Annotated in this window: 15 protein-coding genes; 4 read left to right on the plus strand and 11 right to left on the minus strand. The window is 37.3% G+C overall.

What is annotated here, in order from left to right:
- Positions 1-116: 116 nt before the first annotated feature.
- Entirely contained in the window at positions 117-1,010 is an 894-nt protein-coding gene (locus EHQ24_RS16675) for a helix-turn-helix domain-containing protein (RefSeq protein ID WP_135602754.1), read from the minus strand.
- A 985-nt stretch (positions 1,011-1,995) separates the two neighbouring features.
- On the opposite strand from EHQ24_RS16675, the gene EHQ24_RS19380 reads away from it, so the two are divergent.
- Positions 1,996-2,217, plus strand: coding sequence for a hypothetical protein (locus tag EHQ24_RS19380; RefSeq protein ID WP_244310483.1), 222 nt, complete (start codon positions 1,996-1,998; stop codon positions 2,215-2,217).
- 179 nt (positions 2,218-2,396) lie between these two features.
- Here the strand turns inward: EHQ24_RS19380 and EHQ24_RS16685 are convergent, their stop codons facing one another.
- A complete protein-coding gene (locus EHQ24_RS16685) occupies positions 2,397-2,624 on the minus strand; it encodes a hypothetical protein (protein WP_135602756.1) in 228 nt (75 codons plus the stop codon).
- A gap of 144 nt (positions 2,625-2,768) precedes the next feature.
- Between EHQ24_RS16685 and EHQ24_RS16690 the strand changes: the two genes are divergently transcribed.
- The 3 genes from EHQ24_RS16690 (at position 2,769) to EHQ24_RS16700 (ending at position 5,356) form a co-directional block, all read left to right on the plus strand.
- A complete protein-coding gene (locus EHQ24_RS16690) occupies positions 2,769-3,494 on the plus strand; it encodes a siderophore-interacting protein (RefSeq protein ID WP_135602757.1) in 726 nt (241 codons plus the stop codon).
- A gap of 329 nt (positions 3,495-3,823) precedes the next feature.
- On the plus strand, positions 3,824-5,062 hold the full coding sequence (locus tag EHQ24_RS16695) for an adenylate/guanylate cyclase domain-containing protein (RefSeq protein WP_135602758.1): 1,239 nt from the start codon (positions 3,824-3,826) through the stop codon (positions 5,060-5,062).
- Positions 5,063-5,077: 15 nt separating this feature from the next.
- Positions 5,078-5,356, plus strand: a complete 279-nt coding sequence (locus EHQ24_RS16700) for a nuclear transport factor 2 family protein (RefSeq protein WP_244310484.1) — start codon at positions 5,078-5,080, stop codon at positions 5,354-5,356.
- Positions 5,357-5,393: 37 nt separating this feature from the next.
- Here the strand turns inward: EHQ24_RS16700 and EHQ24_RS16705 are convergent, their stop codons facing one another.
- From EHQ24_RS16705 to EHQ24_RS16745, 9 genes are all read right to left on the minus strand, one after another.
- Positions 5,394-6,005 (minus strand): hypothetical protein, encoded by a 612-nt coding sequence (locus tag EHQ24_RS16705; RefSeq protein WP_135602759.1) that lies wholly within the window; start codon positions 6,003-6,005, stop codon positions 5,394-5,396.
- Between the two features lie 531 nt (positions 6,006-6,536).
- Positions 6,537-7,289 carry an ATPase gene (locus EHQ24_RS16710; RefSeq protein ID WP_135602760.1) on the minus strand — a complete coding sequence of 251 codons (753 nt, stop codon included), beginning with the start codon at positions 7,287-7,289 and terminating at the stop codon, positions 6,537-6,539.
- On the minus strand, positions 7,290-7,628 hold the full coding sequence (locus tag EHQ24_RS16715; RefSeq protein WP_244310485.1) for a hypothetical protein: 339 nt from the start codon (positions 7,626-7,628) through the stop codon (positions 7,290-7,292). It abuts the gene before it with no gap.
- A 49-nt stretch (positions 7,629-7,677) separates the two neighbouring features.
- Positions 7,678-9,291 (minus strand): type I restriction-modification system subunit M, encoded by a 1,614-nt coding sequence (locus EHQ24_RS16720; protein WP_135602761.1) that lies wholly within the window; start codon positions 9,289-9,291, stop codon positions 7,678-7,680.
- Between the two features lie 11 nt (positions 9,292-9,302).
- Positions 9,303-10,376, minus strand: a complete 1,074-nt coding sequence (locus EHQ24_RS16725; RefSeq protein ID WP_135602762.1) for an AAA family ATPase — start codon at positions 10,374-10,376, stop codon at positions 9,303-9,305.
- Positions 10,377-10,382: 6 nt separating this feature from the next.
- Positions 10,383-11,585 (minus strand): restriction endonuclease subunit S, encoded by a 1,203-nt coding sequence (locus EHQ24_RS16730; RefSeq protein ID WP_135602763.1) that lies wholly within the window; start codon positions 11,583-11,585, stop codon positions 10,383-10,385.
- A 35-nt stretch (positions 11,586-11,620) separates the two neighbouring features.
- Positions 11,621-12,073: a DUF4411 family protein gene (locus EHQ24_RS16735; protein WP_135602764.1), complete on the minus strand. Its 453-nt coding sequence runs from the start codon at positions 12,071-12,073 to the stop codon at positions 11,621-11,623.
- A complete protein-coding gene (locus tag EHQ24_RS16740; protein WP_135602765.1) occupies positions 12,070-13,227 on the minus strand; it encodes an ImmA/IrrE family metallo-endopeptidase in 1,158 nt (385 codons plus the stop codon). The genes EHQ24_RS16735 and EHQ24_RS16740 overlap by 4 nt, the downstream gene beginning before the upstream one ends.
- Positions 13,220-16,183, minus strand: a complete 2,964-nt coding sequence (locus tag EHQ24_RS16745) for a type I restriction endonuclease subunit R (protein ID WP_135602766.1) — start codon at positions 16,181-16,183, stop codon at positions 13,220-13,222. Before EHQ24_RS16745 ends, EHQ24_RS16740 begins: the two co-directional genes overlap by 8 nt.
- Positions 16,184-16,595: the final 412 nt, after the last annotated feature.

Genomic DNA, 16,595 nt, shown 5'->3' on the forward strand with positions numbered 1-16,595 from the left:
GCAATCATTAGACCAATGTATAAACAATATATTCTAATATTTACTTTCATTATTTACGTTAACTCAATTGAAATTTTAGTTCACAGGCAAACCGCTAAAAAAAAACATTGGATATTTTAAGGGGATGTATGGACAAAAGTCGGATTTTTATCCTTCCTGAATTCAGAAGGACTCACTCCAGTGTTCTTTTTAAAAAATCGAGTAAAATAAGCTGAGTCTTGAAAATTCAATTGTAGAGCAATATCAGATACTCTTTCATTGGTATGTTCCAAAAGTCGAAACGCCCTTCTCATGACATTTTCTTTAATAAAATCAGAAGCAGACTTACCTGTTACTTCTTTAACTGTATCACTCAAGTGACCAGGAGTAATGCCCAACTGAGATGCAAAATAATTTACAGACCTGATCTCTCCTTGAGACGAATTTAGAAGTTGAAAAAATTCGTATACTATCCGATTGGATTTAATTGGAATTAAATTAAGATCTTTCTGAATATAACGATTAATATAAAGAAACAATAATTCAGATAAATTACGAATAATTCCTTTTTCGGATCTATCCTCCAACCTGAGTTCTTTTTTTAAAAATCTAAAGATTCCCCAAACTATCGTACAATCTTTCATGTTTAATACTGTAGGAGATTTTGAATTGAGAAAAAATGAAAACCGACTAGCAGGAACTTCATTTTTTCGCAGCAAAAAAGAATCATAAAACCGGATGATAACTCCATCTATCACCTCACTCCATTCCCCTCGATACGAAACATAATGTGGCAAATAGAGAAATCCAAAATTATCAACGGTATATTTTTTTGAATCTATTTCAATATGACCTTTACCTTTTTTTATCAATATCAAAGATGAAAAATGGTTCACACTAAGAACAGACCATTTTTTGTTTTTATATGCAGAGTCTTGGAAAACGGTTATCGAGAACTCTTCACCTGCGCTGGCACCAAAATCCTCCAAACTATAAATTTTTATCTTACGATTTGGCAAATATTGATTCATAAAATATATAATTTATAATACTCAAATGCACCTACTTACCATTAAATATTCGTTTTGCTAAATTCAAAACCCGCTACCGAGAATCCTCAAAAAAGCAAATTACTAATTACTTATATTTAGAAAATCTACAATTGTACTTGGATTAAAGTTGATTACCTTTAAATACAAAAGATTCAACAATACAATCACTTGTTAAAACAATGTTTCCTAACCGCAATGAAAAACGATTGGCAATAATTAGATTCATCTAAAAAGAGTTTGGACAGAATTCGGAAACTTTAGGATTTTTTTCGGATCGTTACGAAAAATAAGAATCTTTAATCATTGTTTGGATCAAAACCTTTCGAGGATTGACCAGAGGAAATCGCAACAAACCATATCTATTATATTAGTATATGAACTAAAAGTGAGAACAAAAATCGAACGAAACAACAATCCATATAAGTTTTTTAAGCACACCCATTGACGGAAGCCAGTTTCTGAACATTTTGTGATATCCTTATCATTATGAATATTTTCTGAATGGATTATAATGAAATTTTAGGTATTTTGTTTAAAAAATAGAAGATTGGAATTCATAGTCTTCCTTCTCCGCGAAATTCCCGACCAAAGTCGGATATCGATCCCAAAATTACTTCTTTCTAAAGAAATCAACTGAATGATAAATACAAGCTAAATCAAAAAAGATTTTGGCCGAGTCAATATCAAAGGAAGTAATCATCACAAAACAAATCTCAAGCATCTCATTCATATATTTTTTGTATACGTCTATGGTTTTGGTTTTAATCACCAAATACTTCACCATTCTTTGTCTTGATTTTTTTCAAATTCGCTTTAGTTTACGATTTAATGGCATCAATCCGGTATGAATGAGTTTCCTTTTTTCCGTAGAATGCAATGGCAAACCGTAAAGACCATTTGGAATTCACTTCGTAATCCTGAAGTGATCCCATTTTTATTTCATTTCCTTAAGGAACGATTCCGTTTGCAACGTTCAACCTTGGGGAAGGAATGGAAAGAGAAAGGACTAACCAATCCAAACAAACTAAATCCAATTGATTTGATCGCATTTTATATTGCATACAAAGAAGTAACAAACACAAAACGAGCTCTAAAATTACTTTTCAAGATTCTCAAACAACAATCCGCTGATGTATTTTTGGAAATGGCAGAGGCATTTCGTAGGTATGGAATTAAGATTGGCTAGGTGAGGATTTTTTCCGACAACTTCGGTGGCTTTGAATTTGGAGAACCAAGTCTCCTCCTTCAATCTTTTTTAAACTATAAAATGATTCTAAATTTTATCTTGGAATGAGTGATCACATAACACAGTTTACAAAACCTTTTCTTAAAACAACCATCTCCTTATGACCCAATCTAACCGTTTCAGTAGGTGAGCAAACGACCGACTTGTTTTGCACTGTCTGATTTGGGTGAAACTATTGATCGAATCGTTTCTGATTTTAATGCAAGAATGTTGGCGGAAGAAAATAGAAATTTTCGAGACTTTCTCAAAAATACATCAGCGGATTGTTGTTTGAGAATCTTGAAAAGTAATTTTAGAGCTCGTTTTGTGTTTGTTACTTCTTTGTATGCAATATAAAATGCGATCAAATCAATTGGATTTAGAATTAAAATTCCACTTCGATGGAGTAATTAACTTTGATTAGCTTTTTTTGAACTTTATACTAGTCCGATCGGACTAAAAGAGAAGTAAAACCACTTTTAACAAACTCTAGTTCTTAAAGGATAGCGACCATGTCGGAAACAAATTCATTTTTTAAACGCAGTATCAAGTCAGTATTTAGCTTTTTTCTCACGCAAACCAAAGTTTCCAAAATAGAACGGCTCGCGGAGAGTTTCATTCTCATCGAAATGATGGGAACAAAGTTAAAAGAAGCCAAGTGGATCCCAGGAAGTAAGGTGCAAGTCGATGTGGGAAATCTTACTTACCGCACTTACACGCCCATCAGTGTGGACAAAAACGAAGGCAAACTCTCATTCCTCTCTTATAAGCGAAATGATGGCCCTGCCTCCACTTGGATCCATTCCTTAAAAGTAGGAGACCCTTGCGAAGTTTTCGGCCCTCGTGAGTCTTTAGATTTTTCGAATCTAGAAGAAGATGCAATCCTATTCGGCGATGAGACTTCCATTGGAATCGCGAAGGTATTACAAAACAATGTGAAAAAGAAGTCTCACACATTCCTCGAATTGACTTCGGCAGAAGCGGGGAAAGAGGTTCTCGAAAAATTGGGAGTTACGGGACAAAGAGTTTTTGAAAGATCTTCCGATGGATCGCATCTCCAAACAATAGCAAAGGAAATGATTGATCTGATTTCAAAAATTCCCGAAGCAAAGATTTTTCTTACCGGGCGAGCCAGTTCCATCCAACAAGTCAGAACCTATTTGAAGAATTCAGGGATTCCAACTAACAAGCTAAAGGTTCGTGCCTACTGGGCGGATGGGAAAAAGGGTTTGGATTGAGAGGATTTTTTGGGGCGTTCCCAATGGGATCGTGTCACTGGATTTGATCTAAAAAGGGTCGGGCAACTCCGGGGTGCGCTTCGCTCCCGTCCCCAGCCATCTAACGATGGCAGGTGACCAAGCCCTCCGTCTCCCTAACGCGGGAAATTTAGAAAAACCACTCCATTCGATCCTTTCACAGGGAACTCATTGAAGCAAAATAGAGTCGCCTTCCACATAACCCACCTCCTATCATGACGGATAGATTCCGATTTTTTTCAAAAACCAAATCTTTATTTCTCAATTTGATTTCGGAATACCACCTCTAAATTTTTGATATGGTTTAATACATGAAACTTTCGTTAGTTGATGAAATCTTAATTGTAAGGGAGATGAAAAACGAAAAAACTGTCGCTTTTGTTCGATTTGCCCTATTCTCAGTCACTTCTATTTTAGATAGTTTATCCTATTTTGGTTGGATCCATTATACAATTGTTCCAACGAGTCTCATCACTGTTGGATTGGATATTTTATTTCTAATCTTTGCCACCCTTGTTTTGATTTTTCTATTTTATTTACCTTACAAACACTATCTAAAATTTTTTACGATTACCTTAGACTATTTTATCATTGGGCTTATGATTTTTCTTGACCCAACGATTCTAAAAGGAAACGGCCTCATCTATTTTATTGCAATGACAAGTGCCATGTTTGTTTTCCAGTTCAATCTTCTGAGAAACTCGAAAGCAGGAACGATCTATGGCGCTATTTTGGCATTTGTTTATTTCCTTGTGGTCTCCATTGGATTAGAAGATGGTTACCCATTTGATTTAATTCCCATGATGTTTGGATTGGCAATGATGCTTGGAATGGGATATCTAACAACGGTTTCCAATATCGAAATGGTGAAAGAAGCCAATGCAAAACAAATGATGGAAAGATTTCTTCCTTCACAGTTAGTCAGCGAGTTCTATAAAAACAAAGCGCAACTAGAACCTGGGGGCGAAAACAAAGAAGTAACGATTCTTTTTTCAGATATCAGATCTTTTACAAAATTTTCAGAACAACGGACTGCCGAAGAAGTGGTTCAATTCTTAAATCATTATTTATCTCGCATGACAGATGTCATATTTAAATTCAATGGCACCATCGATAAATTTATCGGTGATGCGATCATGACTATATTTGGTGCTCCGTTCAAACGAGATGATGATGCTCTCCGCGCCGTCAAATCCGCTGTCGCTATGATTCGTGAAATAGAGATACTAAACGATACGATGCCAAATCCTGAAGACAAATTACAAGTGGGAATTGGGATTCATACAGGAGAAGCCATTGTCGGTAATATTGGCTCCGACCGAAGGTTAGATTATACAGTCATTGGTGACAATGTAAATTTAGCTTCTAGAATCGAAGGATTAACCAAACATTACAATTGCCCTATTTTAATATCCGAGGTCACATTCAAACAAGTTGTCGGCAAATACTCGCTAGATGATGGTTTTGAAATTAGAGAAATTGATCAAGTCATTGTCAAAGGGAAGTCAAAGCCAATCACCGTGTATGAAGTGATTTGTTTAACAGTTTAGAAAAAGGAATCCCATATGAATGTACATGAAAACAAAAAGATTGTTACCGATTTTTTTAGACACCTGAATGAACGAAATTTGAAAGATGCATTCGAATTATTAGATGATGACTTACGTTGGTGGATTGTAGGAAACATACCCGTTTCCGGTGATTACGATTTTAAAAAGATAACATTTGGATTTAAAATGATCTTCAGAGCATTTGAGCACTTCCAGTTCACTTTGAAAGAGATGACGGGAGAAGAAGAACGAGTCAGCCTTGTAGCCGAATCACATGGAATTAGAAAGTCATGAAAGTTAAGGCCTTTCTTAAATGAAGCGATAAATTGCTTCAAGTATCCATCCGAATGGGATTGATCAAATCAAATAACTGTAATTTTAGTTTATAATATTCGGAAGTATATTCATAACGATTTCCGAATAAGTTATCTAACTTTCCCGAATTATCTCTATTCGTATAGATGATGTCTTCAATCTCACGTCTACGACTTTCCAAGTTTGGATCGATATCTTTTCTATGAGTGATCATCACTTTTACAATTTTCTTTTCTAAAATGTCTACTTTGTTGAAGGCATATTCAGTACTATTGAATTTGTTTTTGCGTTTGATAAACCAGCGAACTGCATCAGGGTATTTTGACACTAGCTTTCGGTATTCCCCTTTATCCAAGGAAATTGGCTCAGGTTCCATTTGATGAACTTTTCTTAAATTTTTCACTCGTTTGATTTTCGAAAACGCTTCAACAATATAAAGATATGCCTCTTTATGTTTGGAAGTTTGTAATTTCAAAGACCAAACCAATCCATAAGAATGAAAGATAGGTTTTTTCAATTCAATCGAAGGGAGAGACTTAATTTCATCACGAATTTTGGAAAGTTCTCTATCCAAACGGATCAATTCTTTTTCTTTTACTTTTATACTGATTTGTCGGTCTACTCTCATACTCTAAAGTTTATATCGAACTTAGGATAAATTTCTAAATAGGAAGAGTTGTTATTTTGTTATAAGTAATTACGGTGCATCATTTTCAATATGATTTGCTTTCTATCTAAAAAACATAATTGGCAAATCAGTCGAAGAGCAATCGGCTATCAGTTCCTCATTCGATCCAAAAATTAAATTTAGTAAGGAACTATTGTATCAATGGCTGAGACCTGGAATTAAACGATGGAAATCAGATAAGTGCTCCCTCCGGACATAAAAAAAGCAGCAGAATGCCTTCCCGACTCCTGCTCACGTGACATCCATGTCACGATTCGCGAGCTTTGGCTAGGCTTACGCTTTCGCCAAACTCGCATTCTCGCTCCCTATGGGTCGCTGCGAATGGTTCGACCAACCCGGTCCTCTGAATTGATTTTAAAGACTTGGGCGTTCCCAATTTAATTGAATTGTTAAATAGTATTGAATTAGGGTCGGGCTCTCCCTCGATGAGGGCGCTCGGTCAGCCGGAACGGCGATCCCTAACGTGGGATCCTATTGTTTATCCACAACATATTTAATAAACCAGGTTGGAACATCGTCTCGAGTAAATACTTCGACCTCTTTGCCATTCGTTACCTCTGCAAATAATAATTTATCAAAAGTAACACTTGAAGTATCAAAAAGGAATGCTCGATTTGATAATCGGATTGCTTCTTTTAAATTTTCTAAACTACGATAATATCTTTCTTCAATTTTATCAGCTGGAACGCTATGACCTTTTTCTTCCACTCTGAGATCAACTCTATTCTTATTGATTTCCGGATCGACAGTACAAAAAAAATAAAGATAGATCGAATAACCAATATCTTTAGCTTTTTTTAAAAAGTTAAGCTTCCTCTCATCACTCATGACTGTTTCGAAAGAAAAGGAGATATTTGATTCCAACAATTTTTGCCTAAGAAATTCTGCCAAGTCTGCAGAGATGTATGAATTTATCTCCAATCTTTCATCTACTAACAATTCGTTATCTATGATCTTAAAATACTTCCAAAGATCTGATACTCCTGTTTTCTTCGGAGAAAACTCTGACTTTTGGAAAAAGGATTGAATTTCTTCCGTTGTAAAATGGATTTTATATTGGTTGGTATTTAGAACATTTTCTTCTTTTAATTTCTTTTCAATCTCATCAGCATTCACATAAACACCAAGTTTATGTCTAGGATCGGTATTTTCAAATTCTTTGATAAAGGAAGATTTTCCCGATCCATTTGGTCCAGCAAAAATACGAAGTCGTTTTTTGCTCATTTAAGATAGTTTAAATTTAGGAGGTAAGTGGTTTGGATCGGTTGGTAATTTTTTAAACAATTCTTTGTGACCATCAGGATGTTTCCAATAAAGCGAATCTCCCTCTTGTACTAAAAGAGGAATCTTTGTTTCTTTCGCTCTTTCCGATGCCTTAATTGAAGCTAGAATTGCTGCACCGAGAATGGCTCCCACTGCGATATCTTCGCCGTCAGCCTCTCGTTTTAGGAGTGCCGTCAAACCTGCGCCTAAGAGTCCACCTTTGATCAAATTGTTTAAGGTTTCCTCATCTTCCCGGTTCATGGATATATCGTAAGGAGCATTGGTTGTTTTGTCAACCAAAGAGGACTCATTCTAAATTGCCTTGGATTGCGAAAATCCCCTCCACCCTTCAGGGCAACTCTGACAACCCCAACTCTTTCAAAAACCCATTGTGTTTTTTCTTTGCCTCTCGGATCTTTTTTTCCAGATCGACTAGCTCAGCATTCACCTGCTCCAAATCTACCGCTTCATCTGCCTTAGCTGTGCTAATATAACGAGAAATATTTAGATTAAAATCATTCTTTTCAATTTCCTTCAATCCCACACGACGAGAATACTTTTCTTCTTCTGCTCGGAATTGGTAAGTGGAGACAATCTTTTCAATGTGCTCAACTGAAAGTTGATTTTGGCGTTTGCCTTTATCAAAATATCCACTGGCATTGATAAATAAAATATCATCAAATTTTTTGCACTTTTTTAGGACGAGAATACAAACAGGGATGCCTGTTGAATAAAACAAGTTAGATGGTAAACCAATCACAGTATCAATATGCGAATCTTGGATGAGTTTGGTACGAATTTTTTCTTCCGCACCTCCTCGAAACAATACTCCATGAGGAAGAATGATCGCCATCGTTCCTTCATCGCTTAGGAAATGAAACCCGTGGAGTAAAAAGGCAAAATCGGCAGCGGATTTGGGAGCAAGCCCATAACTCTTAAAACGAAAATCTTCTGCTAAGGCTTCGCTCGGTTCCCAACGCAAACTAAAAGGGGGATTTGCAACAATCGCATCAAAATACATTTTCTTTGCTGGATTTGGGTTGTTCAAAATTTCCCATTCGTTTAACAAAGAGTCTCCGTGGTGGATCTCAAACTCGGTATCTTTGACCCCATGGAGGAGCATATTCATTCGGGCCAAGTTAAACGTTGTGATGTTTTTTTCTTGTCCGAAAATCTTTCCAATGCTTCCACCTTCTTTCAAAATTTGATTTCGCACATTTAAAAGTAAGGAACCAGAACCACAGGCAAAGTCCAAAACCTTCTCTAATTTTTTCTTTTTTCCCGTGCTTGGGTCTTGGCTGTCTAGGGTGACAATCGCCGATAAGATGCTAGATATCTGTTGTGGTGTATAAAACTCTCCTGCTTTTTTTCCTGAACCCGCAGCAAACTGACCAATCAAATACTCGTAGGCATCACCTAGTATATCTAAGTCGGATGAAAACTGCCCGATTCCCTCTGCAATTTTAGTGATGATGACACAGAGTTTTTTATTTCTTTCCTCATAGTTTCGCCCGAGTTTTTCGGAACTCAAATTGATTTCAGAAAACAACCCCCGAAAGGTGCTAGCAAAGGATTGTTCTTCGATGTATTTGAATCCTTCGCCCAGGGTATCCAACAAATCCCTACTTTGTACGCGCGCCAGTTCCCCGATATGGCTCCAAAGATACTTTGGTTCGATCACATAATGGAGTTTGCGGCGCATTTGTTTTTCAAACTCTTGCGTATCTTTTGGGTTTGCTTCATACCAAACATTTAAAGGTGTTCGGCTGTCGCCGGTATCCAACTTGGGATAGTCTTTGCCCAACTCCTTTTTTGCCGCCGACTCAAAGTTATCCGACAAATACCGTAAAAAAAGAAAGGAAAGCATATAATCCCGGAAATCATCTGCATTCATGGAACCACGCAATTGGTCTGCAATGTTCCAAAGAGTTTTACCTAGTTGGTTTTGTAGTTGTTCTGTCATAATTATTTCTTCTATCTAGCTATAAATTCAGGGTTAAATTGATATCGATTCAAAAAATCATATAATATCTTTCGAAAATATTCTTTATTTTCATCTAACATTTCTTTCGGTTCAAAGAGTGAATAATTTCCATGACTGAGAACATTAATCATTCTCGTATAAATGACACCATCTGGGTCATCATTATCTTGTTTTATGCATTGGGAAAAGTTTTTGAATCCATGAAAATGCGCTGTTTTCTCAAGAATATTCCTCAAAACATTAAAATGATAGGTATAAAGTTGTCCAGACCTCGCAACTTCAGTAAGATCCTTTAAGGTTGCAACGTGATGATAAAAGGGAGTATCGGTTGTATCCTGGAGATTATAGCCACTCAAAGAATCGTTTTTACTCAAAAAAAATCGCTCAGCATTTCTCAATTCATTGCAAAGCACATTGAAAAAGAGAGTATGGTGAGATGAAATAATCATTTTTTTACGATTATTTTGCTTCTTCAACATCTGCGCTAGATGCCCTGCAACTGCGATGGCATTGTTATCATCCAATGAAGAAATTGGATCATCAATGTAAATATACTTCACCCAACGATATGTTTCCTCTTCATCAATGGCTAGTTCCGCAATCGCTAAAAAGAAACACCAAATAAAAACGATTTCTTCCCCTCGTGAGACCTTGATGTTATTAAAAGTAACAGTTTCATCTCCAATGCGAATTTTTCTTTCAAAGCTTATGAACCAGTCTTCATAATTGATAAAAAAATCAAAGTCTGTATACCTTCGAAGCAACGGTCGAATTCTACTTTCCATTTCTAAGGACTGGATTCCTTCCACAAATCTCGAGTGCCTATTGATTAAAAGTTTTCTTTCATTATCGTTTTCTAAGTCATTGTCCCATCGAAAAAGATCCTCTGTAAACGCGTTAAAGTATAATGTATCTCGCTCATCTTCATTTTTTCCAGCATCTTTAAAGGCCATCGAAAGCCTAGTTTTGCCGGTTCCATTGTATGCATAGATAAGAATATATTTCTTGTCTGTTAACAATTGGCGAAAATGAGAAACAATATTTTCTAAACTAGCGAAAAACATAAACTATCACTCCCCCATTACAGGAAACAACCCCTGCAACAAACCTTTCTTATGCGTCTTCAGCTTTTCTAAAGCATCCAATTGCTCCTGGATCAAGGCATCAACCGAAGAAAGACAATCCGCAATCCTTTGTTGTTCAGGGAGGGATGAGAAGTATTCTTTTAATTCATGAAAATCCTTCTTATTCATGACTCGGTTTCTACCTGCTCCTCCTGGCGAAATAAGACCCAACTTGTATACAAATGATTTTTTAGTTATAATATACCTAAAGAAGTTAGAAATAGTTTCTTCGTGTTTAAAGACATAGGTAGGAAATCTATGCGACACTAAACCTCCATGGTCTTCTCTCGAAGCAATTGCGATTGCTCCTTCCCATGCGAAAGTGATACTAACTATCAAATCATTCTCATGAACTTGATAAAGCACATCCATAGAATTTCCCTTCGGATCTTGTTCAAGTTTTTGAAACGTACCTTTACCGTGACTCCTAATACCAAGACCCAAGTAACGTTCAGTTGGTTTGGCTACTTCTCTCAGTTCGGCTACACACACCTCCCCCAACTTCCTCTCCACCCAATCCCCCGTGCCCTCAAACTCCGGAAACCGCAACCTTGGCACAGTCTCTCCTTCGGCAGGAAATAAATTCTGCAACAAACCCTTCTTATGTGACTGTACGACTTCGAGTTTTTTGGTTTGGAATTGGATCAGCTCATCCAAGGAAGAAAGGCAATCGGCAATCTTTTTTTGTTCGGGAAGCGAGGGGAAAGAAACGAACTTTTCCCTTAATAAAGAAAAATGCCTTTTGTATTCTTCCTGAATAACGGGATCATATAATAGATATTGATATAGAAATAGTGTATTAAGAGAGGGGTTTACACCAATTATTTTTATTCCATCTGCACCTTGCGCAAATGGAAAATTAATTAGTTTAACTATGCAAGTATGGTCGCCAAAAACAATCAAGGGCAACTGATTCGTGATTATAAGTTCTTCATTATTTGTCCAACCGCAAATAAAGTTTTGGGATTGATCTACTATAGGGAAGGTGCCCGCTGTTAAATATTGCGATGATGGTATCTTTCTCGTTGGAGTAATAGTAAATGTTAGATTTTCAAAATAATCTAAATCCCAATCCCCTGCATTTTGAAAATCAGGGAATCGCAAGTTTGGAACTAGTTGTTTTCGGGAACTTTTTTCTTTTTGCTTCATACCGTGCCACCTAATACAAAATTTATCCTTTCTCTTCAAAGCATTTCAAATGGATTCAAGAAGAATATCCCAACCGCACATACATCCGGGATTTTGATTCTTTTCGTAGATGTAGAGGGAGCTTCGTTGGTCACAATCGCACTGTTTTGTGCCAATGCATGTCCGACTAGATAATAATCAATGCTTTCATAGTATGTGCTGATGGCGCCTGGTTCATAGTTCTGACTTGTTGCCCATAAGCTCGCTCGTCCTAACTGAGAGAGAACCGAAGTATCAGTGTTCCGAAAGATATGTCGAGCTCTCTCCTTAGCCCATTCAATTAGAGAATCATCCCCAGCATCGATTTCATCAGCAACTTTATCAATGCTTTGTACAATGCCTGTTTGATTCTTTTCTAAAATCCGATTCCAAAAGGCAGGACAAAAGTCCAAACCGTAATGTAAATTCTTTGCTTGGATAAAAACATTCGCATCCAAAAGATAAGTCATGCGATGACCCCAAGTTCTCTTGCTTCTTTATAAAAGGTTTCATTTTTTTTGAAACCTAACATCCGAAAGGCATCGCGAAAGAGAGTTTGCCCTTCCAAGGTGCTCGTCACAACGGCTGTCGCAAACCGTTTTCCAACACGCACTCCCAAGGTGCGGTAAAAATCCCCACCACCATCCCCTGACGTTTGCAGATTGCTGATGCGCGTAAGTTCTTCCTGGTAGTACAGCCAAAAATCTTTCTGCGAAATTTTCCCAGCATCTAAGAGTCGCCTAAGAGCCACAAGGCTACTCACTTTAAATAATTTGGCAAATCTTTGGATGGCATCTTGTATTGGTTCGTTCTCTCGATATTCCGAGAGAGTCCTTTCCATCGGCATCAGAAACTCGGCAGCGACGGCATTACACCATTTTTCTACTTCCATATCTGTGACTTGACCCACACCCGCATTGGAAATTCCGCTTTCCCCAAGGATTACATGGGCAAACTCGAGTAAGAGCGTAAACATCTGCGCCGCCTTACTGTCGCTAGTATTAATAAAAATAAGAGGGGCATAAGAATCAGCCAGAGCGAACCCACGAAACTCCTCTACGTCCAAATGCCGATGTGTATTGCTTCCCACGATAGAACTTGCCATCACAAGCACTCCGACTTCTTCCATTTTTTGGACATAGGTCTTCAGTGCTTCTGACCAATTTGGAAAAGTGCGTCTTCCTTCAAAAGAAATTCCTAGATAACTTTCCACCTTACGAGCCACAGCAATAGGATTCTCTTGCAATTTTGCAGATCCCACAAAGGGAACATTTGGCATGCGGTGGAGTGTCATGTATTCCTTGTACCAAGTTTGCCTCTCTTGGCAAAGATACAAAGTGTCCAAAAGGTTTGGACTAGGTTTTGTCAGCTCCTTATCAGCAATGGTGCGAAAATCAGATATTGGTAATGGTTCCCTGATCGGTTCTGGCAAAAATAAATAGCCAATGGGTACATGAACTGCCTTAGAAAAATCTTCCAACTGACGAAGCGTAGGTTGTAACTCTCCACTCTCCCATTTTGGGAGTTTGGGAAATCGTTTGGACAAAGTATCAATACTGATCCTTGCACGTTCCCTCGCCCAAGTGATGAGATTTGGTTGGATGGATACGAAATTTCTATTCATAGGCAGAAAGTCCGGAGATTTCCCTTCCTTGGGCAAGTTTCTTAAGCAAGGGAACTAAATCGCTCATAAGTGCCAGTTCCTTTTTGGTTCGTTCTTTCCAACTGAGTTCAAAAGGAGCCATCAAATCACTCAAATCATCTGCATCGAAAATCATCCGATCTAATATAGATCTAACAAACACTTGTAACACTTCTGGCTCCAGGCCATGTGATTCCGCAGTTGTTTGGAGTTCTTTTTGGAATTTGTCCGCTTTGAATTCCACAAAACCTTGTTTGATCTCAGTCTCACTTAAGGGTTCCCCTGCTTTCAAAGTTCCAATGTAGGCAATGATCTCATCTCGGTCATCCATCATACTCGATGTGGAAGATAACAATCCTACCAACTGTTCCCTGCTCATCTTTTGTTTGGCGGTTTTTTGTGTGTATTTAGAAATGAGACCCATGATATAATCATAGTCTATAATCGCAGAGGCAAAAAGTACAAACTCAAAATCCAGTTGATGAACGATGGTTTCCATGCCCCCAGGTTTTTGATCTACTTTGAATCTTTGTGCCGTATCCAAATAAGCCCCACGAAATCCCCGAAGGTCATCGGGCGAAATTACCTTCTGAATAGCTTCTGTTTGGTCATTGGAAATATCCGTATATTGATCCAACTGTGTTTTGATTCTCTGTATTTCTTTAAATAAATTAATAAACTGACTTCTTGCTTCATCACCTTTCAAATTGTTCACTTGGTCTGGAGAAAAACCAAGTCCTTGAGATTTCATAAATTCATTCAACTTGGACACAGCAGATTCATACTTGGTAATCACGACAGGAGCAGGATCGACTAACCAGATTTCTTTAGCACGACTTGCATCTTCCCCAGAGAAAAGGGCAATGGCATCATCAACAGAATTTTTTTGGTTTCGAAAATCTAAAACGTTCCCATAAGGTTTGGAATCATTGAGAATTCGGTTGGTACGAGAAAAAGCCTGAATCAATCCATGATATCGTAAATTTTTGTCCACATACAAAGTGTTTAAGTATTGGGAGTCGAAACCAGTTAACAACATATCAACAACAATCACAATATCGATCTTATTTTCACGAGGGTAATCCTTGTTGGAATACTTTTGATCCTTGATTCTTTTTTGAATATCTTGGTAATAAAGATCAAACTCACCTAATCTATGATTAGTTTTGTATTTCTGATTATAATCAGAAATGATCGCTTGTAAGGCTGCCTTCTTTTCCTCAGGTGCCTCTTGGTTGTCTTCTTTTTCCTGAGGCAAATCTTCCTGGATCTGTTGGACATCCCGATTGCCCTCCGCAGGAGGTGAGAAAACACAGGCTACGTGCAAAGGATTATAATTTTCATCCTCCGCCTTCTTCCGTTCTTGAATCTCTTTAAAGAGTCCATAGTATGCAATGGCTTCATTGATGGAGGCAGTGGCAAAAATTGCATTGAACCTACGATTGTGAGTGGCAATATCATGTTTCTCTATGATAGCTTCTGCTACCGCTTTTTGCGCGACTTCATCGCTTACTTTTATGCCTTTCGGTCCCTTCAACTCTTCTTTAAAATAATCCACATGAAATCGCAATACATTTCGATCATCAATTGCATGTGTGATTGTGTAAGCATGGAGTCTTTTTTGGAATACGTCTTCCGTTGTGATATAGGATGCCTGCTCTCCTTCCACTCTCATGTAACTCGAGTTTTGACTAAAAATAGGAGTTCCCGTAAACCCAAACAACTGTGCTTTTGGGAAGAATTCTTTGATGGCATTGTGATTTTCGCCGAATTGAGACCGGTGACATTCATCAAAAATAAAAACAACTCGTTTGTTTCGAAGTGTCTCTAATCTTTCTTTATAATTATTTTTCTGAGTTCCATCCAAAGCAAGTCCCAATTTTTGAATGGTTGTTACAATTACCTTATCCGCATAATCCGTAGAAAGGAGTCGTTTTACAAGTGTCTCTGTATTGGTATTTTCTTCAACGCAACCAGCTTGGAATTTATTAAACTCTTCTCTCGTCTGCCGGTCCAAGTCCTTTCGGTCTACCACAAACAAACACTTTTCGATATTGGGATTATCTTTTAATAAAGTAGATGCCTTAAAGGAAGTAAGTGTTTTTCCACTTCCTGTGGTATGCCAAATGTAACCATTGCCGCGATTTTGTTCGATACAATCAACAATCGCTTTCACTGCATAAATCTGGTAAGGACGCATTACCATTAATTTTTGCTCACTTGCAACGAGCACCATATAGCGGCTAATCAATTGTGCGAGCGTACATTTTGGTAAAAATCTTTGGGCAAACTCAGCTAGGTGTGTGACTTTTTTATTGTCCTCGGTTGCAAACTGATAGATCGGCAAAAACCTTTCATCCGCGTCGAAACTAAAATGTTGGTTTTGGTTATTTGCAAAATAATATGTATTACTTTGGTTACTAACAATAAACAACTGCACAAAACAAAGCAATGAGTTCGTGTATCCATTTCCTGGATCATTTTTATAGTCCACGATCTGCTGCATGGCTCTTCTCGGACTAATTTCTAATGTTTTAAGCTCAATTTGGGTTATCGGGATTCCATTTAAAAGTATAAGAATATCATATCGATGAAAACTATTTTCTGTGTTGATCCTAAGTTGATTGATAACTTCAAAATCATTTTTGCACCAATCATTTAGATTTACTAACGTGTAATGAAGGGGAGTACCATCCTCTCTTTCAAATGTATTTCTCTCCCTTAGCAATTTTGCGGAAAGATAAACGTCGGAATTGATAATCTCATCTCTGAGACGTGCAAATTCAGAATCCGTTAATTTGACTTTGTTTAATTTTTCAAAATGCTTTCGGAAATTTTGCTCTAGGGATTCCCTATTCTTGATCTCAGATTTATATTGATACTTTAAATCTTCAAGTTTTTCAATTAGCTTATGTTCAATATCTAATTCACTAACCATTCGATCTACCAAACCTCAAAAAATACCTAAGTTAAAATTCCCGCTTAACGCTAACAAACTTTTCAACAAAGTCAAATAATTTGATTTATATAAAACAAAAAGCAGATGTTAAGCGAAGCTAAAATAGATATCTAATATTTTAGCAACCCTCTCTCTTAATAAATGATTCTAAACCAAAGGTAGGACAAATGATACAAATTTAATCAAAATTGATACATCAGCAGGTTTTAGTATCTCAGTTCGCACCGATATAGATTCCGCCCCCTCCGAGGACATAAAAAAAGCCTCCGATCTTACGACCAAAGGCTTCTCCCAACTTCTATACGACATGTAAGTTAACAAACAATGCTATAATCTATACATACACGTTGAACACGTGTATATTGTAATATGGTCAAGCCGATCGAGCGAT

This window comes from Leptospira noumeaensis, from assembly GCF_004770765.1.
Lineage (GTDB): Bacteria > Spirochaetota > Leptospiria > Leptospirales > Leptospiraceae > Leptospira_A > Leptospira_A noumeaensis.

What these genes read in the sequence shown, in the direction of transcription:
- EHQ24_RS16675 (WP_135602754.1), bottom strand. Translation starts at nt 1,010, where the DNA reads ATGAATCAATATTTGCCAAATCGTAAGATAAAAATTTATAGTTTGGAG.
- EHQ24_RS16690 (WP_135602757.1), top strand. Translation starts at nt 2,769, where the DNA reads ATGTCGGAAACAAATTCATTTTTTAAACGCAGTATCAAGTCAGTATTT.
- EHQ24_RS16695 (WP_135602758.1), top strand. Translation starts at nt 3,824, where the DNA reads ATGAAACTTTCGTTAGTTGATGAAATCTTAATTGTAAGGGAGATGAAA.
- EHQ24_RS16700 (WP_244310484.1), top strand. Translation starts at nt 5,078, where the DNA reads ATGAATGTACATGAAAACAAAAAGATTGTTACCGATTTTTTTAGACAC.
- EHQ24_RS16705 (WP_135602759.1), bottom strand. Translation starts at nt 6,005, where the DNA reads ATGAGAGTAGACCGACAAATCAGTATAAAAGTAAAAGAAAAAGAATTG.
- EHQ24_RS16710 (WP_135602760.1), bottom strand. Translation starts at nt 7,289, where the DNA reads ATGAGCAAAAAACGACTTCGTATTTTTGCTGGACCAAATGGATCGGGA.
- EHQ24_RS16720 (WP_135602761.1), bottom strand. Translation starts at nt 9,291, where the DNA reads ATGACAGAACAACTACAAAACCAACTAGGTAAAACTCTTTGGAACATT.
- EHQ24_RS16725 (WP_135602762.1), bottom strand. Translation starts at nt 10,376, where the DNA reads ATGTTTTTCGCTAGTTTAGAAAATATTGTTTCTCATTTTCGCCAATTG.
- EHQ24_RS16730 (WP_135602763.1), bottom strand. Translation starts at nt 11,585, where the DNA reads ATGAAGCAAAAAGAAAAAAGTTCCCGAAAACAACTAGTTCCAAACTTG.
- EHQ24_RS16735 (WP_135602764.1), bottom strand. Translation starts at nt 12,073, where the DNA reads ATGACTTATCTTTTGGATGCGAATGTTTTTATCCAAGCAAAGAATTTA.
- EHQ24_RS16740 (WP_135602765.1), bottom strand. Translation starts at nt 13,227, where the DNA reads ATGAATAGAAATTTCGTATCCATCCAACCAAATCTCATCACTTGGGCG.
- EHQ24_RS16745 (WP_135602766.1), bottom strand. Translation starts at nt 16,183, where the DNA reads ATGGTTAGTGAATTAGATATTGAACATAAGCTAATTGAAAAACTTGAA.